16 protein-coding genes and 1 tRNA gene are annotated in these 20,259 nt (G+C 58.3%); 7 read left to right on the forward strand and 10 right to left on the reverse strand.

Annotated features, from left to right (window positions below; genetic code table 11):
• Complete coding sequence (locus tag ACO07T_RS13540) at window positions 1–792, forward strand: SDR family NAD(P)-dependent oxidoreductase (RefSeq protein WP_422049846.1); 792 nt, start codon at window positions 1–3, stop codon at window positions 790–792.
• Window positions 786–1,721 (forward strand): Gfo/Idh/MocA family protein, encoded by a 936-nt coding sequence (locus tag ACO07T_RS13545; protein WP_422049847.1) that lies wholly within the window; start codon window positions 786–788, stop codon window positions 1,719–1,721. The genes ACO07T_RS13540 and ACO07T_RS13545 overlap by 7 nt, the downstream gene beginning before the upstream one ends.
• Before the next feature lie 13 nt (window positions 1,722–1,734).
• Here ACO07T_RS13545 and neuC read toward each other — a convergent pair whose 3' ends face one another.
• The 4 genes from neuC to ACO07T_RS13565 form a co-directional block, all read right to left on the reverse strand.
• The gene (neuC, locus tag ACO07T_RS13550; protein ID WP_422049848.1) at window positions 1,735–2,856 is read right to left on the reverse strand and encodes a UDP-N-acetylglucosamine 2-epimerase; all 1,122 of its coding nucleotides are present in this window, start codon (window positions 2,854–2,856) and stop codon (window positions 1,735–1,737) included.
• A gap of 22 nt (window positions 2,857–2,878) precedes the next feature.
• Window positions 2,879–3,961 (reverse strand): rhamnan synthesis F family protein, encoded by a 1,083-nt coding sequence (locus ACO07T_RS13555; protein WP_422049849.1) that lies wholly within the window; start codon window positions 3,959–3,961, stop codon window positions 2,879–2,881.
• A complete protein-coding gene (locus ACO07T_RS13560; protein WP_209062809.1) occupies window positions 3,958–4,989 on the reverse strand; it encodes an N-acetylneuraminate synthase family protein in 1,032 nt (343 codons plus the stop codon). The genes ACO07T_RS13555 and ACO07T_RS13560 overlap by 4 nt, the downstream gene beginning before the upstream one ends.
• 98 nt (window positions 4,990–5,087) lie before the next feature.
• The gene (locus ACO07T_RS13565) at window positions 5,088–6,392 is read right to left on the reverse strand and encodes an ATP-binding protein (RefSeq protein WP_422049850.1); all 1,305 of its coding nucleotides are present in this window, start codon (window positions 6,390–6,392) and stop codon (window positions 5,088–5,090) included.
• Between the two features lie 39 nt (window positions 6,393–6,431).
• Here ACO07T_RS13565 and ACO07T_RS13570 point away from each other — a divergent pair, with 39 nt between their 5' ends.
• Window positions 6,432–7,346 (forward strand): MBL fold metallo-hydrolase, encoded by a 915-nt coding sequence (locus ACO07T_RS13570; RefSeq protein ID WP_422049851.1) that lies wholly within the window; start codon window positions 6,432–6,434, stop codon window positions 7,344–7,346.
• Window positions 7,347–7,451: 105 nt separating this feature from the next.
• Window positions 7,452–7,526: transfer RNA gene (locus ACO07T_RS13575), tRNA-Asn, on the forward strand.
• 187 nt (window positions 7,527–7,713) lie between these two features.
• On the opposite strand, the gene speB is transcribed toward ACO07T_RS13575, so the two are convergent.
• The 6 genes from speB to ACO07T_RS13605 all read right to left on the reverse strand — a co-directional run bounded on the left by speB (window position 7,714) and on the right by ACO07T_RS13605 (window position 15,189).
• Window positions 7,714–8,553: an agmatinase gene (gene speB / locus ACO07T_RS13580; protein WP_422049852.1), complete on the reverse strand. Its 840-nt coding sequence runs from the start codon at window positions 8,551–8,553 to the stop codon at window positions 7,714–7,716.
• The gene (gene nspC, locus ACO07T_RS13585; protein WP_422049853.1) at window positions 8,550–9,719 is read right to left on the reverse strand and encodes a carboxynorspermidine decarboxylase; all 1,170 of its coding nucleotides are present in this window, start codon (window positions 9,717–9,719) and stop codon (window positions 8,550–8,552) included. The genes speB and nspC overlap by 4 nt, the downstream gene beginning before the upstream one ends.
• Window positions 9,720–9,842: 123 nt before the next feature.
• Window positions 9,843–11,054 (reverse strand): saccharopine dehydrogenase family protein, encoded by a 1,212-nt coding sequence (locus ACO07T_RS13590; protein ID WP_422049854.1) that lies wholly within the window; start codon window positions 11,052–11,054, stop codon window positions 9,843–9,845.
• 31 nt (window positions 11,055–11,085) lie between these two features.
• Window positions 11,086–12,975, reverse strand: coding sequence for a biosynthetic arginine decarboxylase (speA, locus tag ACO07T_RS13595; RefSeq protein WP_422049855.1), 1,890 nt, complete (start codon window positions 12,973–12,975; stop codon window positions 11,086–11,088).
• Window positions 12,976–13,213: 238 nt separating this feature from the next.
• Entirely contained in the window at window positions 13,214–14,305 is a 1,092-nt protein-coding gene (locus tag ACO07T_RS13600) for an aromatic ring-hydroxylating oxygenase subunit alpha (protein WP_422049856.1), read from the reverse strand.
• Window positions 14,305–15,189 (reverse strand): MurR/RpiR family transcriptional regulator, encoded by an 885-nt coding sequence (locus ACO07T_RS13605; RefSeq protein ID WP_422049857.1) that lies wholly within the window; start codon window positions 15,187–15,189, stop codon window positions 14,305–14,307. Before ACO07T_RS13605 ends, ACO07T_RS13600 begins: the two co-directional genes overlap by 1 nt.
• A gap of 65 nt (window positions 15,190–15,254) precedes the next feature.
• Here ACO07T_RS13605 and ACO07T_RS13610 point away from each other — a divergent pair, with 65 nt between their 5' ends.
• Genes ACO07T_RS13610 through ACO07T_RS13620 form a run of 3 tightly spaced genes read left to right on the forward strand, consistent with a single transcriptional unit; the run spans window position 15,255 to window position 20,086 of the window.
• Window positions 15,255–17,711, forward strand: a complete 2,457-nt coding sequence (locus tag ACO07T_RS13610; RefSeq protein WP_422049858.1) for an FAD-dependent oxidoreductase — start codon at window positions 15,255–15,257, stop codon at window positions 17,709–17,711.
• Window positions 17,702–18,805 (forward strand): mandelate racemase/muconate lactonizing enzyme family protein, encoded by a 1,104-nt coding sequence (locus ACO07T_RS13615; RefSeq protein ID WP_422049859.1) that lies wholly within the window; start codon window positions 17,702–17,704, stop codon window positions 18,803–18,805. Before ACO07T_RS13610 ends, ACO07T_RS13615 begins: the two co-directional genes overlap by 10 nt.
• Window positions 18,806–18,808: 3 nt before the next feature.
• A complete protein-coding gene (locus ACO07T_RS13620; RefSeq protein ID WP_422049860.1) occupies window positions 18,809–20,086 on the forward strand; it encodes an aspartate aminotransferase family protein in 1,278 nt (425 codons plus the stop codon).
• The last annotated feature ends 173 nt before the right edge of the window (window positions 20,087–20,259 follow it).

Genomic DNA, 20,259 nt, shown 5'->3' on the forward strand with positions numbered 1-20,259 from the left:
ATGGACAAACAGTTGGACGGACGCACGGTATTTATCACGGGCTCTGGCGGCGTCTTGGGCTCCACCTATGTGCGCCGCATGTTGGAGGTGGGTGCAAAGGTTGTAGCCACGGATCTGCCCGGCGCGCGCGCGTATGCCCTCAAAGAGGCGCATGGCGACAATCCGAACTTTGGCTATTACGACCTGAACGTCGGTGTCGAGGAAGAAGTGGTCGAGATATTCAAGCGGGTGATGGCAGATGGCTGGCAGCCCAATGTGGTGCTCAACAACGCGGCCATCACCGGCGAGATGCTGATGGGCGCGGGCAAGCCGTTTCCGGATTTTGCCGACACCAGCGTGGAAGATTTTGAGCGCACCATGCGTACCAATCTCACCGGTGCTTTCATGATTGCGCGCCAGATGGATCGCGACATCGTGGGCAAATACCCAAGCGCGCTGATCAATGTGGCGTCGATGTATGCGCTTAACGGCGCGCATCATCCGATTTATGACGGCATGCCGTTCAAGAATTTCTCCGCTTACGGGGTCTCCAAGGCGGGCATCCATGGCATGACTGTCTGGCTCGCAGGCTATTGGGCCAAGCGCGACGCCACCGTGAACACCATTGCGCCAGGCGCGGTGTTCAATGGCCATTCCGAGGAGTTCCAGAAACGTGTGGGCGCGCTGATCATGCAGGACCGTATGGCGCAGCCGGATGAAATCGCGGATGTGATGCTCTTCCTTGCCAGCAAACACGCCGGCCATATGACCGGTCAGATGGTCAATGTGGATGGGGGCTTCTCCGCGTGGTGATTGCGGTCATCGGTGCAGGCTCGATTGGCAAACGCCACGCCGCCAATCTGGCAGCCTTGGGTGAGGCTGTTGAGCTTATTGGCTGGCGCGGGTTTGACCGCGCCGCCTTTGAGGCGCGGCAGGATATCGAGGCGGTGGTGATTGCCACCTCCACGCCAATCCGTCTGGACCTGATCGAGATGTGTGCCGCGCACAACTGGCCGTTTTATGCGGAAAAACCGCTGGCCTGGCGGGTGGCGCAGGTGGAGGCCATCCATGCGGCTGCGACCCCAGTGGCGGCGCGCTCCATGGTTGGGTTCATGATGCGCTATCATCCGGCGGTGCGGGCACTGGCCGCGCTGGATCTGAGTCAGACCTACGGGTTTTCATTCGAGATCGGCCATGACGTACGCCAGTGGCGAGAGAACTGGTCTTTTGCCGGGAGCTATGCCGCAGAGCCGGAGGGCGGCGGTGTCTTGATGGATCTGTGTCACGAAATGGATCTGGCGCTGGCGGTGATGGGCCCACTAGAGATTTCTGATGTGCGCGCTTTGGCACATAAAGACTTCCCGCAGATTGATTTTGCCACCCGAGTGGATGTTGTCACGGCCGCGGGGGCGGTGGGCACCATTTCGATGGATTATGTCTCACCCGTGTCGCTGCGCAAGGCAGCGCTGCGCGGGCGTGACCGCGTGGTCGATCTTGATTTTCTCGCGCCGAGTCTGTCTGAGGATATGGGGCAGGGCATGAAGACCACGCCCTATGTGTTTGAACGCAATGACATGTTCATGGATATGATGCGTGATTTTCTGGCGCTTGTGCGGGGTCAGGACACATCCGGTAACCCGCTGATGCCTCGGTTTGACACCATGCGTGACAGCAGTCTGTTGATTGCGCACGCCTGGGAGGCGCGGCGTTTCACAGGCAAGGTCGACATGGATATGTCCTGAAACATCAAGCCTTTCAGGCGTTGTCCTGAAAGGCTTTTTGCAGGACCTGGGTCCAGAAGGTTTCGCTGTTGAGCAGATCCACAAAGCGGTCTGCGGAATGGCCTTCGCCAAAGCCAGTGTGCGGTGCGTGCGGCTTACCCCATTGGCTGGACAGGAAATCACGGATTGCCGCGCGATCAGAGGCGGCGCAGGACACTACAGAGCTGGCTTGCGCGCGATTGGTCTGACGGGTGCCGACATCCAGTGACGGCAGGCCGAGGAAGGGCGCTTCGCGCACACCTGCGGAGGAGTTGCCAATCATACAGGCGGCATTTTTCATCAGCTCTGAGAAATGATTGAACCGCATCGACGGGTATTGGCGGAAGCGGTCTTTGGGCAGCGCGTCGAGCACTTTGAAGATATCTTCGGAACCGGGATCATTGTTGGGCGCAATCACAATGAAGTTTTTGCCCGATGCGTTCAATTCATCAAACAGGTCCTTCGCCTGCGCGCCCATGGTGGATTGCTCGGAGGTCACCGGATGGAAAGTCACAAGCCCAAAATTGGCAAACGGTATGTCATAGTGTGCCTTGACCTGATCCAGCGTCACACCCGACGGTCCCGCGTGGAAATCAAGCTCTGGGGAGCCGATCACATGGATTGCACCTTCAGGCTCTCCCATGGCCATGACCCGTTTTTTTGCGGCGTCCGAGCTGACAAAATGGTGGCTGGAGAGCTTTGTGTTGCAGTGGCGATAGATCTCATCAATCGTACCGGAGACCTCGCCGCCCTCGATATGGGCGCAGGGGATATAGTTGGTTGCCGCCACAAGCGCGCCTGCAAGTGCCTCGATGCGGTCGCCATGTACGACCACCAAATCCGGTTTGGTCTCGGTGATATAGTCTGAAAACCCCACCACGGTTTTGGCCAGAATGATGTCTTGGGAGTCGCCGGGACGCTGGTTGAGGAATTCGTGTTTGGTGACACCGGGCATGCGGTGCACTTCGATTTTGGTCAGCCCGTAGCGCGCCAGCATATGCATGCCGGTGATGAAAAAAGTCACGTCAAAGCCCGCATCCCGCGCCGCAACGGCGAGCGGTTCCAGCTTGCCAAAATCCGCGCGGGTGCCGGTGAGGAAGAGGAGGGAGCGGGTCATGAAAAAGTCACCTCAAGCATTCTTACTGCGCATCTTTGGCCACCTTGCGGCGCAGCTCGTCAAGCACGACATCTGGGGGCGCTGGAAGGTCGTTTGCGTCGATTGCTCTCAAATATGCAGCACGCCAAAACTGTGCGACCCGGTCATTTGACTTTTTGATAATCGGGTAGTCAAACAGGCGCACCATGGCAAATGGATACGCACTGTAAGGCTGTTCGCGCGGGATCGTGTTTTGAATGTGCTGAACAACTTCTTCGCGCCAATTGGGAGCGGTTTGATTGTTCAACAGGGTCTTACTTTGCAGCTCCGTTTCCCCATAGTTGTTCGCCGCATAGCGCAGAGTTTTCTCCAAAAACGCGTCGCTCTGCTCAGCTAGAGCGCTCCGAAAAGAACTGTAAGGAAATGCCGGTTGCAGCTTTAAGCCAGCTTGCGCCATGGCTTCGGAAAACCCACGCTCGCCTCGGCGGATGACCTTGTATTTGTTCGATGTGAGTTTCAAAGAACGCCAAAACGCCTTCCACGCGTCAGATGCGAGCGTTGCTTTTGGCACCGAATAAAAATAGCTCTCCAAGAAACGAGTTTCTCCCCGCTCTCGTAGAATGGTGCCTCCGACGCCTGTTTTTATGGACAAAGCGAATTCGAGCAAATCATCAGAGGCTACCGTAGGAAACCAAATACTGTCGTTCATGATGAGCAGGTGCTCGGGATCGATATCCCAATGCTCCAACATCTTAATTGCGTCACGATATCCGCCAAAGTCGTACCCGAAATTCGGACGTTCCATGGCCCGCCATACAACGGGGTGAAGCCGTTCTTGGTCCGCTGGGCTCAGTGAATGATTTGCAACGACAAAGGGTGCAAAGCCATTGGCCACCAGATAGCGCAACGTCTCAAGCGTGCTCGCAGCCAAACCGGATGGCTGGAAGACAAGCAAAACCGCAATTTTTTCGGCCATCGCGACGTCACCGTCATAGGTGGGGAAGCCGCGGCTTAGCGCCTCATCGTGGCGCTTGCGCAAAATAGGCTCGTAGAGCGCTTCGGGGATCGCCTTGAGCTGTTGGCCAAGGCGGGAGATCTCACGCTTGATTTTCCAATCGGGTATCATCCCTCCAGATCTTCCCACTTCAGCTGGGTGTTGCGGGTAACCGCGCGTGTCAGGGTTTTACCAACGACTTTGTCAAAGTCGTAGCCTGGAATTTCGCCGGAGCCCGGGCGGCGGGCCCAGATGTCTTGCTCGGTGATCACATGGCCTGCGGGCAGGTCTTTGTCGGCCACTACAGAGGCGCGGGCGAAGGCATAGACAGGTTCTTCGGCTTCGGTGCGTTGTTTGGGGTTGTTGGCCGCGATCCAGATCTCGCGGGAGCGTTCGATCAAAAAGCGCAGCTCGGATGGGTCCATCGAGTTGATGATATCGGGGCCCTGACGGTAGCGGGTGTCGGTATAATGACGCTCCAGAATGCAGGCGCCAAGCGCCACAGAGGCCAGAGCCATTTCCGGGCCGATGGAGTGGTCAGAGAAGCCCACAACCGCGTTTGGGAAGGCTTCTTTCAGATCGGTCACGCCGCGCAAAGAAACGATTTCAGGCGGGGACGGGTAGAGGTTGGTGCATTCCAGCAGAGCGTATTCGACGCCGGCTTCTTCGAGAATGGCGACAGAGCGCTGCATTGTTTCGATGGTCTGCATGCCGGTGGACATGATGACCGGTTTGCCAAAGGACGCGATGTGGCGGATCAGGGGCAGGTTGTCGGCCTCACCGGAGCCGATTTTGAAAGCGGGCACATCTGCCTCTGCCAGAAAATCAGCGGCTTTGCGCGAGAACGGCGTTGAGATGAAGATCATGCCCAACTCTTCGGTGTAGCGCATCAGCTCCAGTTCTTCCTCGCCGGACAGCGCGCATTGCTCCATCACTTCCCAGATCGAGACATCGGCGTTGGGCGGGAAAATCTGCTTGGCCTCTTCGGTCATTTCATCATCCACAAAATGGGTCTGATGTTTGACCATTTCACAGCCGGACAGGGCGGCAAGGCGCACCATCTCTTTGGCCACGGCAAGATCGCCGCCGTGATTGATGCCAATCTCTGCGATCACGAGGGGCGGGTGATTGGGGCCAATGTCACGGTTTCCAATACGCATAACGCTTCCTTTTATTTGTCTTTTCCGTCGCAGAAGGGTGACCTGAGTGCTACCGCCTTCGGTGGCAGGTGTAAAGCTGGGCCGACGTTTTCGCGGGCTCAGCGCCCGAGGACTAGATCGGCACGCAGCCCGCCAAGCTTTGTGCTCTCGCCAAGGCGCAGGATGCCGCCATGCGCGCGTGCCACATCGGCGGCGATCGACAAGCCCAATCCCACCCCCATGCCTTTGTTCTGGTTGCGGCCTGGTTCCAGCCGCGCAAAGGGTTTCAGGGCTTCTTCATAACGCTCCGGCGCGATGCCGGGGCCGTCGTCTTCCACCCGGATACGGACGTATTTCTCTGTGATCTCGACAGAGACTTCGGCGCGGGTGCCATAGCGGATGGCGTTGCCGATTAGATTGTCGACGGCGCGGCGGACACTGGCCGGGCGTAGCGGAATTTCGCCAGCCCCGGCCGGTTCATTTAGAGTGACATCTGCGCCGCTGCGGGTGTAGCTGTTGACGAGATTCTCTACCAGCGCCGTTGGATCGGTGTCTTCGCTTTCGTCGGCATAAACGCCTCGGGCAAAATCAAGAAAGGCATCCAGCATGCGCTGCATTTCTTCAACGTCTTTCTCCAGCGGTTCGCGGTCTTCGTCCTCCAAGAGCGATAGGCCGAGTTTGAAGCGGGTGAGCGGGGTGCGCAGATCATGGCTGACGCCAGACAGCATGAGCGTGCGCTGCTCGATCTGGCGCTCAATCCGGGCACGCATGTCCAAAAAGGCATTGCCTGCAGCGCGCACTTCGATGGCACCGCGCGGAGAGTAGGGCAGGGAATGCCCGCGCCCGAAGGCCTCGGCGGCCACCGCCAGCCGCTTGATCGGGCGCAGCTGATTGCGCAGATAGAGATAGGCGACAAATGTCAGGAGCGCGCCAAAGACCAGCATGTTCACAAACAGCTGGTGGGAATTGCTGGCCGAAACGCGCTTGCGGTCAAATTCCACCACCAGAGGGCCTGAAGCTGCGGCCATATTCAGCACCACCTTGCTGTCATCAACCAGCTCAACGGCTTGCACACCCGGCAGCAGCTTCTTGAAATCGCGCGTCATAATGATGCCGGAGAAATCATACCAAAGGCGGGTGTCCTCTGTGGCGAGCGCCTCGGGGTGGGACACCGAGATATCAAGCGTTTCCAAGACGGTGGGCAGCGCGTCCGGGTAGGTGTCGCTCACTTCCATGGCCTCAAGAACCAGCATGACTTCGCGCGATGTGGCAAAGGTCATCTGTTCTGTCACACCTTCGAAATGGCGGCTGACGAGCACAAAAGACACCACCACCTGCAGCAGCACCACTGGGAGGATCAGGATCAGCGCTGCGCGCCCGTAGAGGCTGCGCGGCATATAGTGTTTGAGCCAGCGAAAAAACATGCCTACACCTTGGTCATTGACTATCCCGAGAGGACGACCATGGACCCGCAAATCTTGGCTTTCAACCCTGAACCCGGTGTGCCCGAGCAATTGGAACCCAATGTGCGCCGGCTGTTGTGCCCCAACCCGTCCCCCATGACCTTTCGCGGTACCAACACTTATCTGATTGGTGAGACAGAGATCGCGGTGATCGATCCGGGGCCGCAGAATGCCGAACATCTGCAAGCCATCCTTGCGGCGCTGACACCTGGGCAGAGCATCACCCATATTATCGTCACGCACGCACATCTGGATCATTCCCCGCTGGCCAAAGCTTTGTCCGAGGAAACCGGGGCACCGATCTATGCGTATGGGGATGTGGACGCCGGGCGCAGCGCAGTTATGCAGGAGCTCGCAGACAGCGGTCTGGCTGGCGGCGGAGAGGGCGTCGATGCGGATTTTATGCCGGACCGGGTGGTCTGTGAGGGCGAAGTGCTACGCGGGCGTGGCTGGGCGCTTGAGGTGATCCACACGCCCGGACATTTCGGAAATCACATATCGCTGGCAATGGGGGATATCTGTTTCTGCGGAGATCATGTGATGGGCTGGGCCAGCTCGCTGGTATCGCCACCTGACGGGGATCTGACAGATTTCATGGCGTCCTGTGAAAAGCTGCGCGCACGCGATTGGCGGGTGTTTCATGCGGGCCATGGTGCGCCAATTGATGATCCTGCAGGGCGCCTTGATTGGCTGATGACGCATCGCAAGGGGCGGGAGGCAGAAATCCTGAAAGCTTTGCAAGACGGGCCGGCCACCGCTCAAGCGCTTGCTGAGATGATCTACGTGGAAACACCCCCTGCTTTGCTGCCCGCAGCCACGCGCAATGTCTTTGCTCACCTCATTGATTTATATGGAAAAAACATAGTCTCTGCGCCAGGTGGATTAAGCGCTGAGGCGGTTTTTGAACCTCTGTAAAAGTTTTTTGCGGAATTTCAAAAAACTTCCAAAAATCCTCTGGACGTCTCTGAAAAGCAAAGCTATACCCCGCCACATCTTCTGAGGCAGCTCAGAGATGCATGTTCCGGCGTAGCTCAGCGGTAGAGCAGTTGACTGTTAATCAATTGGTCGTAGGTTCGATCCCTACCGCCGGAGCCATAAAAAGCCCTTAGGTCTCAACGACCTGAGGGCTTTTTTGTTTTTGGGAAGATTGAGCGAAAGACCAGCAACTACAATCGTTCAAAAGCGCCGTGTGATGCCGATTTGACTCCTCAAAAAGAGGCACACTGAAATAGAGAAACACGGCCGGATCGGCCGTGCTCCTTCATCCATGCGCTATCTGGAACTAGAGCGCCATCAAGCGATAGACGATCTGGGCAGCGGTGAAATCCCAGGCTTCTTCGCCATTGGGGGCCAGTTCTACCACATCAAAGCCCACGCAGCGGCGGCCTTTGAGGGCGTGTTCGACCAGATGCAGCGCCTGGTAGAAGCCGAGGCCGCCGGGGACCGGCGTGCCGGTGGCGGGCATCTGGCTGGGGTCGAGCCCGTCCACGTCAAAGCTCACATAGACCAGCTCCGGGAAGTCTTCGGGCAGGTCGATGGCGTGGATATTGTTGACCACGATCTCCTCAGCATCGACGTGAAAGATGTTGTTTTCTTTGCGACTTTCCGCCTCCTGCGGGCAAAGCGCGCGCACGCCGAACTGGGCCAGCCGGATGCCATCCTCAGCCAGAAGATGCATGACCGAAGCGTGGGAGTGTTTTTCACCCTGATAGGCGATGCGCAGATCCGCGTGAGCGTCGATTTGCACGATGCCGACAGGCTGACCAAGGGCGCGGGCCACGCCGCTGACAGCGCCATAGCTGAGGGAATGCTCGCCACCAAGCGTGACGGGCAATTTGCCTGCTTTCACAACAGCTTCGGTCTTGGCGGCCAGACGTTCCATGACCTCGGGCAGCGGGCCGTCACAATCCAGCGCGGCATGGGTGTAGATGCCTTTGGCGCAGGGCTCCTGATTTTTGCACAGCCGCTCAAGCTCATTGGAGGCTTCGATGATCGCAGCCGGGCCAGCTTGGGTGCCCGCGCCATAAGACACGGTGCGCTCCAGTGGCACGGGGATCACGTGGAAAAACGCGTCCTCAGTGCGCTCGGTTTCAGTCAGTTCGCTGTCCAGAAAAACGCTCATGACAGGCGCTCCTTAAAATCGGTGTAGTCAAATTCGCGCACCATGGTGATCGCGTCGGTTTCACTGTTCCACAGCGCAATGGCGGGCAGGGGCACGCCATTGAAAGTGTTGGTTTTCACCATGGAATAATGCGCCTGATCGAGGAAGGCAAAGCGCTGGCCGATCGCAAGCGGCTGCGCCCAAGTGTAGTCGCCAATCACGTCACCCGCGAGACAGGACGGCCCGCCAAGACGGTAGCTGTGCCCCGCGTCCGCCTCATCCAGAAGCGCAGGGCGATAGGGGGCCTCGATCACATCGGGCATATGGCAGGTGGCGGAGATATCGGTGATCGCCAGATCCATACCGTTGGTGGGCAAATCGAGGATTTCGCCAACCAGAATGCCGGCATCCAGTGCCACCGCCTCGCCCGGCTCCAGATAGACCTCCACATCGTAGGTGCTGCGGATCTCTTGGATGAAGGATATCAGCGCCTCTCGGTCATAATCCGCTCGGGTGATGTGGTGGCCGCCGCCGAAGTTGAGCCATTTGAGATCCGCCAGATAGGGGCGCAGTTTGGGTTCCACCGCCGCCCATGTGCGCGCCAGAGGGTCAAAACCCTGCTCACACAAAGTATGCATGTGCAGACCATCCACGCCTTCCATAATGTCCGGGGTGAGCTGGCTCACCGGTGTGCCCAGACGCGAGCAGGGCGCGCAGGGGTCGTATTTGGGGATTTCGCCCTCGGAGTGTTCTGGATTGATGCGCAGGCCGACCTGAACTTGGGTTGAGAGGGCTTTGTTCAGAAAGCGGTTTTTCTGTGCGGGGCTGTTGAAGATGATGTGATCAGAGAGCGCAAGGATGTCGTCGATATCGCTGTCTTTGTAGCCTGCACAGAAGGTGGCGACTTCGCCGCCGTATTCTTCGCGGCCCAAACGGGCCTCATATATGCCGCTGGCGCAGGTGCCGCCGAGATATTCGCGCACCAATGGGGCCAGAGAGAACATGGAGAAGGCTTTGAGCGCGCTCAGCACATGGGCGCCGGAGCGGTCAGAGACATCTTTGAGGATGCGCAGGTTGCGCGTGATGGCGGCCTCATCCACCACAAAACAGGGGCTCGGCACGCGGCTGAGATCGAAGTCGCGAAACGCGCCTGCGTCCCCGGCCTGGGTTTGCATCATATCAGACATCTTTGGCTCCACGCGACGAAGGATGGGAGGGGGCGCTGCCCCCGTCACCGCAGTCGGTGACTCCCCCGGGATATTTTGGGCAAGAGGAAGGGGCGGCCCATATCAGGCCGCCGCATTGCGTGTTTAGAAATCGACCGGACCGTCGAGTTCATGCACCTGCCAGGGCAGGCCGTGTGCGTTGAGCATGTCCATGAAGTTGTCCGGGTCGAGCTGTTCCATGTTCCATACGCCGGGCTCTTTCCAGTTGCCTTTCAGCACCTGTGCGGCGCCGATCATGGCGGGCACGCCGGTGGTGTAGGACACCGCCTGAGAGCCGACCTCTGCATAACATTCTTCGTGGTCGCAGATGTTGTAGATGTAGTAGGTCTTCTCGCCGGAGCCGTCTTTGGCCTGACCGGTGGCAATGTCGCCGATGCAGGCTTTGCCTTTGGTCAGGGCACCCAGATCACCCGGATCGGGCAGCAGGGTTTTCAGGAACTGGATCGGAATGATTTCCTTGCCGTCATGCATCACCGGATCAATGCGGGTCATGCCGACGTTCTGCAGCACCGTGGCGTGCATGATGTAGGCATCGCCAAAGGTCATCCAGAAACGGGCGCGCTCGATTTCCGGGAAATGCGTCGCGAGGCTTTCCAGCTCTTCGTGATACATCTGATACATGTTTTTCATGCCAACACCGGGGAAGTCGAATTCCACCTTGTTGGTCAGCGCCGGGCTGTGTTGCCATGCGCCGTTTTCCCAGTGTCGCACCTCGGCGAGCACTTCGCGCAGATTGATCTCCGGGTTGAAGTTGGTGGCAAAGGCCTGCCCGTTGTCGCCGCCATTGGCATCCAGAATGTCGATCTGGCGGATGGTGTCGAGCTTGTGCTTTTTCAGCCAGGTGGCAAAGACAGAGGTCACACCCGGATCGAAGCCGGAGCCGAGGATGGCGGTCAGGCCGGCTTCTTTGAATTTGTCCTGATAGGCCCACTGCCAGTGGTATTCAAACTTGGCCACATCTTCGGGCTCGTAGTTTGCAGTGTCCAGATAGTGACAGCCCGCCTCAAGGCAGGCGTCCATCAGCACCAGATCCTGATACGGCAGGGCGAGGTTCACCAGCAGCTCCGCACCGGTCTCTTTGATCAGCGCCACGGTGGCGGCCACATCCATGGCGTCCAGCTCTGCGGTTTTGATCTCCACAGCCACGCGCTCTTTCACACTTGCGGCGATGTCATCACATTTGGATTTGGTGCGGCTCGCCAGCGTGATCTCGCTGAAGATATCGGCATTCATCGCCATTTTATGAACGGCGGCATGGCTGACGCCACCAGCGCCGACGACAAGTGTCTTTCCCATGAGGTTCTCCTGACTGTTGGTCTTCAGAGGGTTATTCAAAATAGGTGTATCCGTTCATCGAGTCCCGATAGGCACCGATGAGAGTTTTGCGTTCTTTGGATTGCAGGTGGCCGGCAGAGATCGCCTCGTCCACCATTTTGCGGAAGGCCGCGATGCAGTCGGCCGGGTCGTATTCCACATAAGAGAGCACCTCGGCGATGGTGTCGCCTTCCTGCTCATGCAGCAGATCAAAGCCGCCATCTGCGCGCAGATCAATGGTCACCACATTGGTGTCACCAAAGAGGTTGTGCAGATCGCCGAGCGTTTCCTGATAGGCGCCGACAAAGAACACGCCGAGATAATAGGGGCGGTCTTCGGGCAGGGTATGCACCGGCAAGGAGGGCGCGATGTCTCCGGCAAGAATGAATTTGTCCATCTTGCCATCGCTGTCACAGGTGATGTCAGACAGCACTGCACGGCGGTCCGGCATCTGGTTGAGCATCTGCAGCGGCACAATCGGGTGCAGCTGATCGATGGCCCAGACATCCGGCAGCGATTGGAACAGCGAGAAGTTGCAATGGTAGACGTCGGCCACCTGTTGCAGCTCGCGATCCAGATCGCTGTTTGGTTCACTTTCACGCGCTATCACTTTGATGTCAGACATTAAACGCAGAAAGATGCGCTCCGCACGCGCCATCTGGCGCAGGTCGATATGGCCACGGCGGAAAAGGGCGCGCAGCTCGTCGCGGTAGAACCGCGCGTCGTTCCAGCATTCCTGCACGCGCGCGGGAATGAGATAGCCGCCAATCGCCGCAAGGTCAGTGACATAGTGGTGGTCGTCAGGCTGCACCTCTGGCGCGTCCGGTGCGTCGTAGAGCGTGCTTTCGAGCACATCAAACACCAGCATGGAGGATGTAGCGGAGACCGCGCGACCGCTTTCTGTGACCAGCACCGGATGGGGCAGCTCCGCCTCGTCCATGGCGTAGCCCACCGTTTCCACAATATTGGCGCAATATTCTTCGACCGTGTAGTTGATCGAGTTTTCAGAGGCGCGTTTTTCGCCGGTGTAGTCCACGCCCAGACCGCCGCCGAGATCCAGATGGGTGAGCGGCACACCTTCGCGGGTGAGTTCGGTGAAGTAACGGCAAGCCTCAGAGACGGCGCGGCGCACATCGTTCACATCTGGCACCTGACTGCCGAGATGGGAGTGCTGCAGCTTCAGACAATGCAGCAGGTTTTCGTTGCGCAGACGATCCACCACGCGCAGGAGCTGATCGGTGTTCATGCCAAAGGCGGAGCGGTCGCCGGAGCTGCTTTGCCATTTGCCGCTGATCTGGTTGGTGAGTTTCACCCGCACGCCAAGCAGCGGATCAATGCCCAGCTCTTTGGCGACCTCGATGACGATCTCCGCTTCTTTTGGACTTTCCAGCACGATGACGGTGTTGAATCCCAGACGCTGTGACAGGATCGCAAGCCGCACAAATTCGGCGTCTTTCACCCCGTTACAGATGATCAGCGCCTCTTTGGAAAGCCGGTGCGCCAGAGCAATCACCAGCTCAGGTTTGCTGCCAGCCTCGAGGCCGAATTCATACTGGCGGCCAAACTCCACAATGCGATCAACCACTTGCGACTGTTGATTCACCTTGATCGGGAAGACGCCGCGATAGCTGCCGCGGTAGTTGGTCTTGCTGATCGCTTGCGCGAAGCTCTCATTGAGGTGCCGAATTTCCGCTTCAAGAAAGCTTTTGACACGCAGCAACAGCGGGCTTGCGATGCCGCGCTGCTGCAGGTCTTCGAGAATGCCGGGCAGGCTGATCGGCTTTGCGTCCGGAAAAGCCGGATCACAAAGCGCGACATCACCGTTCGGCAGAACAGTGACCAGTCCTTTGCTCCAACGATCGATGCCGTAAATGGAGTCAGAGAGCGGCTGTTCATGGGACATGAGAACAAACCTTAGCTGATATTTGATAAGATGGAAGAAGGGGCAGGCGATAACGCGATCGCAGGCGACTAGGCGGGCTCTATTTGCCCCGCATTACGAAGATGAAGCCATTTCATCTGAGCACACTCCCAAGCCATTTCTCAGCGGCAACGCTGCACGAAACTGCGCTGGCCATTAAGTTTGCAAAGGCCCTCTGTCAAATGAAAAAATCACCGCCGTGCAGAAATCCTCAGAGGCGTCACCCGGGGGAGGCTTTGTCAATGGCCGCGCGCATCCAGCGTTGCAGGTGCATGACGGGATGTTCGGAGTTCACGCCGCCTTTTGGATCGACCACCAGCGGACCGGGTTTATACCCGCGCGACTGCAAGCCGCGCTGCACGGATTCGACCAAGGTGATGTCCTCAGCCACTGTCGTGTCGCGGTCCTGCTGGGCAAGCTGGCGCAGCTTCGGATCCTCTGCGCCGCCAACGGAATACCAGCCGCGCCAGACCACCACATGATCCGCATCCACCGCGCGCCAGTGATAGGTGTTCAGCACATTGCCGGGATAGACCTGAAAAGAAAACATTGGCCAGAGAAACCAGCTGGAATATTCGTCAAAATGCTCAAAGCCGGAATGGATGTCATAGGTCATATCCTCAAGGCTCTGGCATTCGGTGGTGTGACGCAGGCATTTGCCCTGGGGCTGAATGTCATAGGTTTCAGGCTTCACCACGCCGCTGGCAAAGGTCGGATGATTGAGCGCGCAGTGATAGCATTCCGAGTAGTTTTCGACCGAGACTTTCCAGTTGCAGCGCTCTGGAATTTCGACCCATTCCAACGGTTTGAGGTCGGCCCAATTGGGCACCCATTCAGAGAGTTCTGTGCGGACATTTGGGAACCACTCATCCATCCGAGCGGCGTCTGGATCAAGGTTCACAAAGAGGAAGCCCAGGAATTCTTCTGCCTGAACTTCCGTCAGGCAAACCGTTGATTTGTCGAATCCTTTCACGGCCTTTAGATTGGGGCCAGCACGCAGTTGACCGGTAAGCTCATAGGTCCATGCGTGATAAGGGCAGACGACAACACGGGTGCGGCCTGTGCCTTCGACCAGCTGGTGCGCGCGGTGCTGGCACACATTATAAAACACGCGGATTTTCTGATCCTGACCCCGGATCGCAAAGAGGCTTTCGCCCGCGATGTCAAAGGTAGCGTAGCTGCCCGGATCGGGGAGATCAGAGGTATGGCAGGCAAATTGCCATGTCTGCGCCAGAAGACCCTGTGTTTCGATCCGGAAGACCTCCGGATCAGTGTAATAGCGAGCCTCCAGAGAGCGCAGAATGTCAGCCATCACCCTTCCTCATGATAAAGCCCCAGTTTGTGCCGGCGGGCGTGAAAGGTTTCGACACGCTCCACCACCTCGTCGCTCGCAACAGCAATCACAAAAGACAAAAGCGTCTCTAAGAGCGCGATGATGCTGACGGAGGAGGGGAAAAACTGTGGCGTGTCGCAGGAGACAAGGAAGCCATGATCTGCGGCCCGGATGATCGGGCTTGCGGGGCTGTCGGAGATGGCGATGATGCACATGCCCTGATCTCGCGCGGTTTGCACGGCCTGCACCACCTCAGACCGGTATGGGCGGCAGGTGATGGCGATCAGGACATCTTTGCCTGTCGCCCAGGCCAGATCGTCGATGGGCGTCGAGCCCGGTTTGGGGATCGCGTGAAACCGCACCATGCCTGTGGAGGCGAGATAGGTGAAATTGCGGGCGTTGGAATTGTTGACACCCACGCCGAGCGTGAAGACATTGTCAGCGGCCCAGATGGCTTTGGCGGCGGCATGAAGCTGCTCTGCGCTGATCCCGGCAAAGCTGTCTTCAATATTGCGCAGGGTGCTTTGCACCATATCCGCGTAAAGCCCGCCCAGATCGCCGGATTTCTGAATGTCCTGTAGTAGACGCGCACGGTCGGGAAAATCCGCAGCCCCGCGGCGGATCGCCTCGCGAAACGGGTCACGAAAATCATCGTAGCCCTCAAACCCCACCTGCCGTGCCATGCGCACAACTGTGTTGGGTTTCACATTCGCAGCCTCTGCGATTTCACGCACGGTGGACACTCCCACATCGCGCGGGTTTTCCAGCACATAGGTCGCCGCCTTGCGCGTCTCTGGCGTCAGCGCAGGCAGTTCCTCCGCCAGCCGCTCCAGAATCGTATTTGACACATTTGTACCATTCATGATTGACGATGGTATTTTTGATCGCTTAGCCTGTCGAGAGAAAAATGCGCTAGGAGGAAGCGGACGTGGCAACGGAATTTCCTACTCAGGCACGGGTGGTCATCGTGGGTGGCGGTGTGATGGGCGTTGGATTGGCCTATCATCTGGCCCATGAGGGCTGGGGCGCAGGGACGGTTCTGCTTGAGAAGGCCGAGTTGACCAGCGGAAGCACCTGGCACGCGGCAGGGCAGATCACCCATTCGACCTCCAGCTTCGGCCTTGGCAAATGTGTGGACTACAACATTGGTCTCTATTCCGGCGCGCTTGAGGCGGAGACCGGCCAACCTGTGACATGGCATGGTTGCGGCTCGTTCCGGCTGGCCTATACCGAAGATGAAATGGACTGGCTGCGCCACACGCTGTCGGTGGGCCGCGCGCTGGGGTTCAATATCTCGCTGGTCGGGCCGGATGAGATCGCCAAACACCATCCGTTTTATAACCTTGAGGGCGTTTTGGGGGCGCTGCACACGCCCGATGATGGCCATGTGGATCCTACAAATGTGACCATGGCCATGGCGGCAGGCGCACGTCAAAAGGGCGTGCGGATCATCCGCCATTGCCGTGCTACCAACATCACCCAGGCACCAAGTGGCGAATGGCTGGTTGAAACCGAGCAGGGCACCATCCGCTGTGAGCATGTGGTGAATGCGGGCGGAACCTATGCGCGGCAGATGGGCGAATGGTCCGGCCTGCAACTTCCCATGACCTCGATGACGCATCATTATTTTGTCACAGAACCTGTGCCGGAATTCGCAGCGCTTGAGCGCGAACTGCCGGTGATCCGCGATGATCGCAAGGTCTCTGGCTATATCCGGATGGAGCAGAAACGCGGGCTAATCGGGATTTACGAGAAGAGCAATCCGAATTCCGTCTGGCATGATCACTGCCCTTGGGACTACGAAAACTGGCTGTTTGACGCGGATTATGACCGCGTGATGCCTTGGCTTGAGGAAAGCCTCAACCGGATGCCGATCTTTGCGGAATTGGGCATTCAGCGAGAGGTGCATGGCGCGATTAGCCATCCGCCAGATGGCAATCCGCTGATCGGGCCTGCACCGGGCGTGCGCAATTATTGGTGCTGTTGCGGCACGCAAATCGGCATCGGCTGGGGGCCGGGGCTGACCCGTGAACTGGCGCGCTGGATGGTGCATGGGGCGGCGGATATCTCCATGCGGGAGTTTGATCCGCGCCGCTTTGGCAGCTACGCCAGCAAAGCATGGCAAGTCACAAAGGCGGAGGAAGACTACTGCCTGCGTCATGAGATCCCGTTTCCGCATTACAACCGCTTGGCCGGGCGACCGATCAAACCCTCGCCGCTCTACGAGACTTTGAAAGCCAAGGGGGCGGTGCATGAGGAGGTCTATGGCTTTGAGCGCCCGCGCTGGTTTGCGCAGGGCGACGTGGCGCAGCAGGATCACTACTCCTTCCGTCGCACGGCAGTGGACGACATGGTCGCTGCGGAGGTTAAGGCGGTACGGGAACGGGTCGGCGTCATGGATGTCACGGCGTTTACCAAAGTTGAGGTGTCCGGCCCGGATGCCTACGCGCTTTTGGACAGGCTGACCGCCAATCGGATGCCGCAGAAAGATGGGGCAATCACGCTCACCCATATGCTGAATAAGCGGGGACGGATCGAGCTGGAAATAACAATCCTACGCATGAATAAAGATAGGTATTATCTTGTTTGTGCTGCGTTTTTTGAACAACGCCTTCTGGACCATCTGGCGCACAACCGCACTGACGCGCAGGTGGTGGTGACGCCGCTTTCAGAAGCCTGGGCGGCTTTGACGCTCAACGGACCAAAGAGCCGAGACGTGCTGGGCGCTTGTACGGAAACAGATTTGTCCAACGTGGCGTTCCGCTGGCTGTCTGCTCAAGAGGTCACTGTTGCTGGCCATCAGCTCTGGGCACTGCGCATGTCTTATGCCGGAGAGTTGGGCTGGGAGTTGCACATGCCTGCCGAGGCCTGTCTGGACGTTTACAACGCGCTCTGGGCTGCTGGCGCGCCGCATGGGATCGCGGATTATGGCAGCTTCGCCATGAACGTGATGCGCATGGAGAAGGGTTTCAAAGGCGCGGGCGAGTTGACCAATGAGGTCACTTTGGCGGAGGCAGACGTGTTGCGGTTTGTGCGCGCGGACAAAACATTCCTCGGACGGGAGCTGACCCTGAACCGGGATCTGCCTTGGGTCTGTGCTTACCTAGAAATTGAGCCGGACGGGGAAATTGACGGCCATAGCGGCGAGGCGGTTCTGCACAATGGTGAGGTTGTCGGGGCAACAAGCTCTGTCGCATATGGGCCAACTCTCGGCAAAATTCTCGCTTTTGCCTATGTGAAGCCAGCAGCCGCAGCACCCGGCACTGATCTGGAGGTGGTCATTCATGGGCAGCCGCGACAGGCGCGTGTGCTTGGGCAACCGGCCTATGATCCGGATAGCCTGCGCCCGAGAGCGGATGCGCGCGAGGTGGCCACATGTCCTTAGTCAAGCTTTCGCTCTGGTCCGTGGACCTGACCAGCCATGAAAACTACTACATGGCTGAGGGCAAAAGCTGCACGACCGTGGAAAGCCATGTGCTGTGTCTTGAGACAAAAGAGGGCCTGAAGGGGTGGGGCGAAGTCTGTCCGATCCCACATTACCTGCCTGCCTTTGCAAAGGGTGTACCCAGTGCGGTTGTCGAGATGGCACCGGAAATCCTCGGGGCCGAGCTGGCAGGCGTGGATGCGCTGATGCACCGACTGGATGCGCATCTGATCGGCCACCCGCATGCCAAATCGCTTGTCGATATCGCGCTCTGGGACCTTTGGGGGAAGATCACAGGGCAACCGCTCTATGCCTTGCTTGGCGGGCGGACGCGGCGGGATATGCCGCTTTATCATTCGATCACCTGTATTGCGCCGGATGAGATGGCAAGGATCGCCAAGGAAGCCTACGCCACAGGCATCAGGCAGTTTCAGGTGAAGCTGGGCGCGGATGCAGACTGGCAAGCGGATGCGGAACGCCTGATCAAAGTGCGTGAGGCGGTGGGCATGGGGCCGATTGTCTATGGCGACTGGAACTGCGGGGCCACGCGCCTGCAGGCCACGCGCACAGGGCGGGCGGTGGCGTATCTGGATGTGATGCTGGAGCAGCCCTGCAAGACGCTTGAGGACTGCGCGGCGGTGCGACAGGCCTCAGGTTTGCCCATGAAACTGGATGAGGGCGCGCATGATCTTGGCTCTTTGTTGAAGGCCTATGAGCTTGGCATCATGGATGCGGTGGCCCTGAAACTCTCCAAGTTTGGCGGGTTATCCGCCATGCGCCGCGCACGGGATCTCACGGTGCATCTTGGGGCTGAGATTTGTGCTGAATGCACCTGGGGCTCAGACATTGTGACCGCCGCGGCGCTGCATTTTGCGGCCTCAACTCCCAAAGGCTCCTTGCTGAACACCTGTGATCTTTCAGGCTACGTTAGCCCGCGACTATGCCCTGAGGCGCCGACACGCAGCGCGGGCCGCATTGCGCCGCCGGAAGGGCCGGGATTGGGGGTAGCACCGGATCTGGATGTCTTGGGATCGCCAATTTTAGAGCTGGAGTGAATGATGAACAGAGTGCACAGCCAAGCGGAGTGGATCGCGCGCGCGCAGGAAGTTCTGCCGGCGGCGGGATTTGGCAATTTTGACGCAGACATTATCATCGCACGTGGTGAGGGCAGCCGGGTTTGGGATGAAAACGGCAAGGAATACGTCGACTATCTGATTGGCTCCGGTCCGATGCTTTTGGGTCATGGCCATCCGGAAGTTATGGAGGCCGTGCTTGAGCAACTGCCGAATGGCATGACGTTTTTCGCCAACAACACCAAAGGCATCGAACTGGCAGAAGCGATCGTAGAGGCGGTGCCCTGTTGTGAGCAGGTGCGTTTTGTCACCTCTGGCGGGGAGGCGGATATGTATGCCATCCGTCTGGCGCGGGCCTATACCGGCCGCGACAAGATTCTGAAGTTTGAGGGCGGCTACCACGGGATGAGTGCAGAGGCGCAGATGAGCCTTGCCCCAAGTAAGCGCGTGAATTTTCCGCAAGCTGTGCCGGACAGCGCAGGCATTCCGCAAGGCGTGGCCGATCAGATGCTGATCGCGCCCTTTAATGATCTGGACGCGGTGGCGGCGCTACTCTCAGAACATGCGGATATCGCGGCAATCATCGTGGAGCCGCTGCAACGTATCATCCCGCCGGAGCCAGGTTTCCTGCAGGGGCTGCGCGCGCTCTGTGACAAGCACCACGTGATGCTTATCTTTGATGAAATTGTCACCGGATTTCGGCTCGCCTATGGCGGAGCGCAGGACCGTTATGGCGTGACGCCAGATATTTGCACCCTTGGCAAAATCATCGGGGGTGGCTTTCCGCTCGCAGCGCTGGGGGCCAGTCGCGAGATCATGGCGCATTTTGACAAGCCCGTCATCGGCCCGGAAAAATGGCTCATGCAGCTTGGCACCTTGTCCGGCAATCCCGTTGCGGCCACAGCGGGGCTGAAGACCATGGAGGTGCTGCGGCGCGAAGGAACTTATGACAAGCTGCGTGAAACCGGGCGCAGGCTGCAGGATGTGCAACGCGATGCGCTCACCTCCGCTGGGATCACCCATCAGATCGTCGGAGATGAAACGCTGTTTGATCTCTATTTCACCGGGTCCCCTTGCCGGGACTATCGCAGCGCGCAGCACGATGTGCCGAAAAAAAACGCACTCTATAATGCCACCTTGCGCGCGCATGGCGTGTTTAAATCTCCGGGCAAACTCTACCCGTCGCTGGCGCTGACAGAAGCTGATCTGGAGCTGACCAAGCGTGCTGTTTCTGAAGCTGTTAGGGCCATTGCCGAAGGCTAGTTTTCGGAAAGGCGAACTCGCAGGACATGAGCTACCCCGATCCCTGCGCTCCCCCTTAGAAACGCGCATATTTTGAGCTGTGCCATTTTTTTTGGCAAAGCTCTTGGGCGGCGGAGGAAATGTGTTAACGTGCTCCTACCTGAAACTTGACCAAGAAGTAAAAACACGAACGG

Source organism: Shimia sp., from assembly GCF_965227725.1.
Classification (GTDB): Bacteria; Pseudomonadota; Alphaproteobacteria; order Rhodobacterales; family Rhodobacteraceae; genus Shimia.

What these genes read in the sequence shown, in the direction of transcription:
- ACO07T_RS13540 (WP_422049846.1), top strand. Translation starts at nt 1, where the DNA reads ATGGACAAACAGTTGGACGGACGCACGGTATTTATCACGGGCTCTGGC.
- neuC (WP_422049848.1), bottom strand. Translation starts at nt 2,856, where the DNA reads ATGACCCGCTCCCTCCTCTTCCTCACCGGCACCCGCGCGGATTTTGGC.
- ACO07T_RS13555 (WP_422049849.1), bottom strand. Translation starts at nt 3,961, where the DNA reads ATGATACCCGATTGGAAAATCAAGCGTGAGATCTCCCGCCTTGGCCAA.
- ACO07T_RS13560 (WP_209062809.1), bottom strand. Translation starts at nt 4,989, where the DNA reads ATGCGTATTGGAAACCGTGACATTGGCCCCAATCACCCGCCCCTCGTG.
- ACO07T_RS13565 (WP_422049850.1), bottom strand. Translation starts at nt 6,392, where the DNA reads ATGTTTTTTCGCTGGCTCAAACACTATATGCCGCGCAGCCTCTACGGG.
- ACO07T_RS13570 (WP_422049851.1), top strand. Translation starts at nt 6,432, where the DNA reads ATGGACCCGCAAATCTTGGCTTTCAACCCTGAACCCGGTGTGCCCGAG.
- speB (WP_422049852.1), bottom strand. Translation starts at nt 8,553, where the DNA reads ATGAGCGTTTTTCTGGACAGCGAACTGACTGAAACCGAGCGCACTGAG.
- nspC (WP_422049853.1), bottom strand. Translation starts at nt 9,719, where the DNA reads ATGTCTGATATGATGCAAACCCAGGCCGGGGACGCAGGCGCGTTTCGC.
- ACO07T_RS13590 (WP_422049854.1), bottom strand. Translation starts at nt 11,054, where the DNA reads ATGGGAAAGACACTTGTCGTCGGCGCTGGTGGCGTCAGCCATGCCGCC.
- speA (WP_422049855.1), bottom strand. Translation starts at nt 12,975, where the DNA reads ATGTCCCATGAACAGCCGCTCTCTGACTCCATTTACGGCATCGATCGT.
- ACO07T_RS13600 (WP_422049856.1), bottom strand. Translation starts at nt 14,305, where the DNA reads ATGGCTGACATTCTGCGCTCTCTGGAGGCTCGCTATTACACTGATCCG.
- ACO07T_RS13605 (WP_422049857.1), bottom strand. Translation starts at nt 15,189, where the DNA reads ATGAATGGTACAAATGTGTCAAATACGATTCTGGAGCGGCTGGCGGAG.
- ACO07T_RS13615 (WP_422049859.1), top strand. Translation starts at nt 17,702, where the DNA reads ATGTCCTTAGTCAAGCTTTCGCTCTGGTCCGTGGACCTGACCAGCCAT.
- ACO07T_RS13620 (WP_422049860.1), top strand. Translation starts at nt 18,809, where the DNA reads ATGAACAGAGTGCACAGCCAAGCGGAGTGGATCGCGCGCGCGCAGGAA.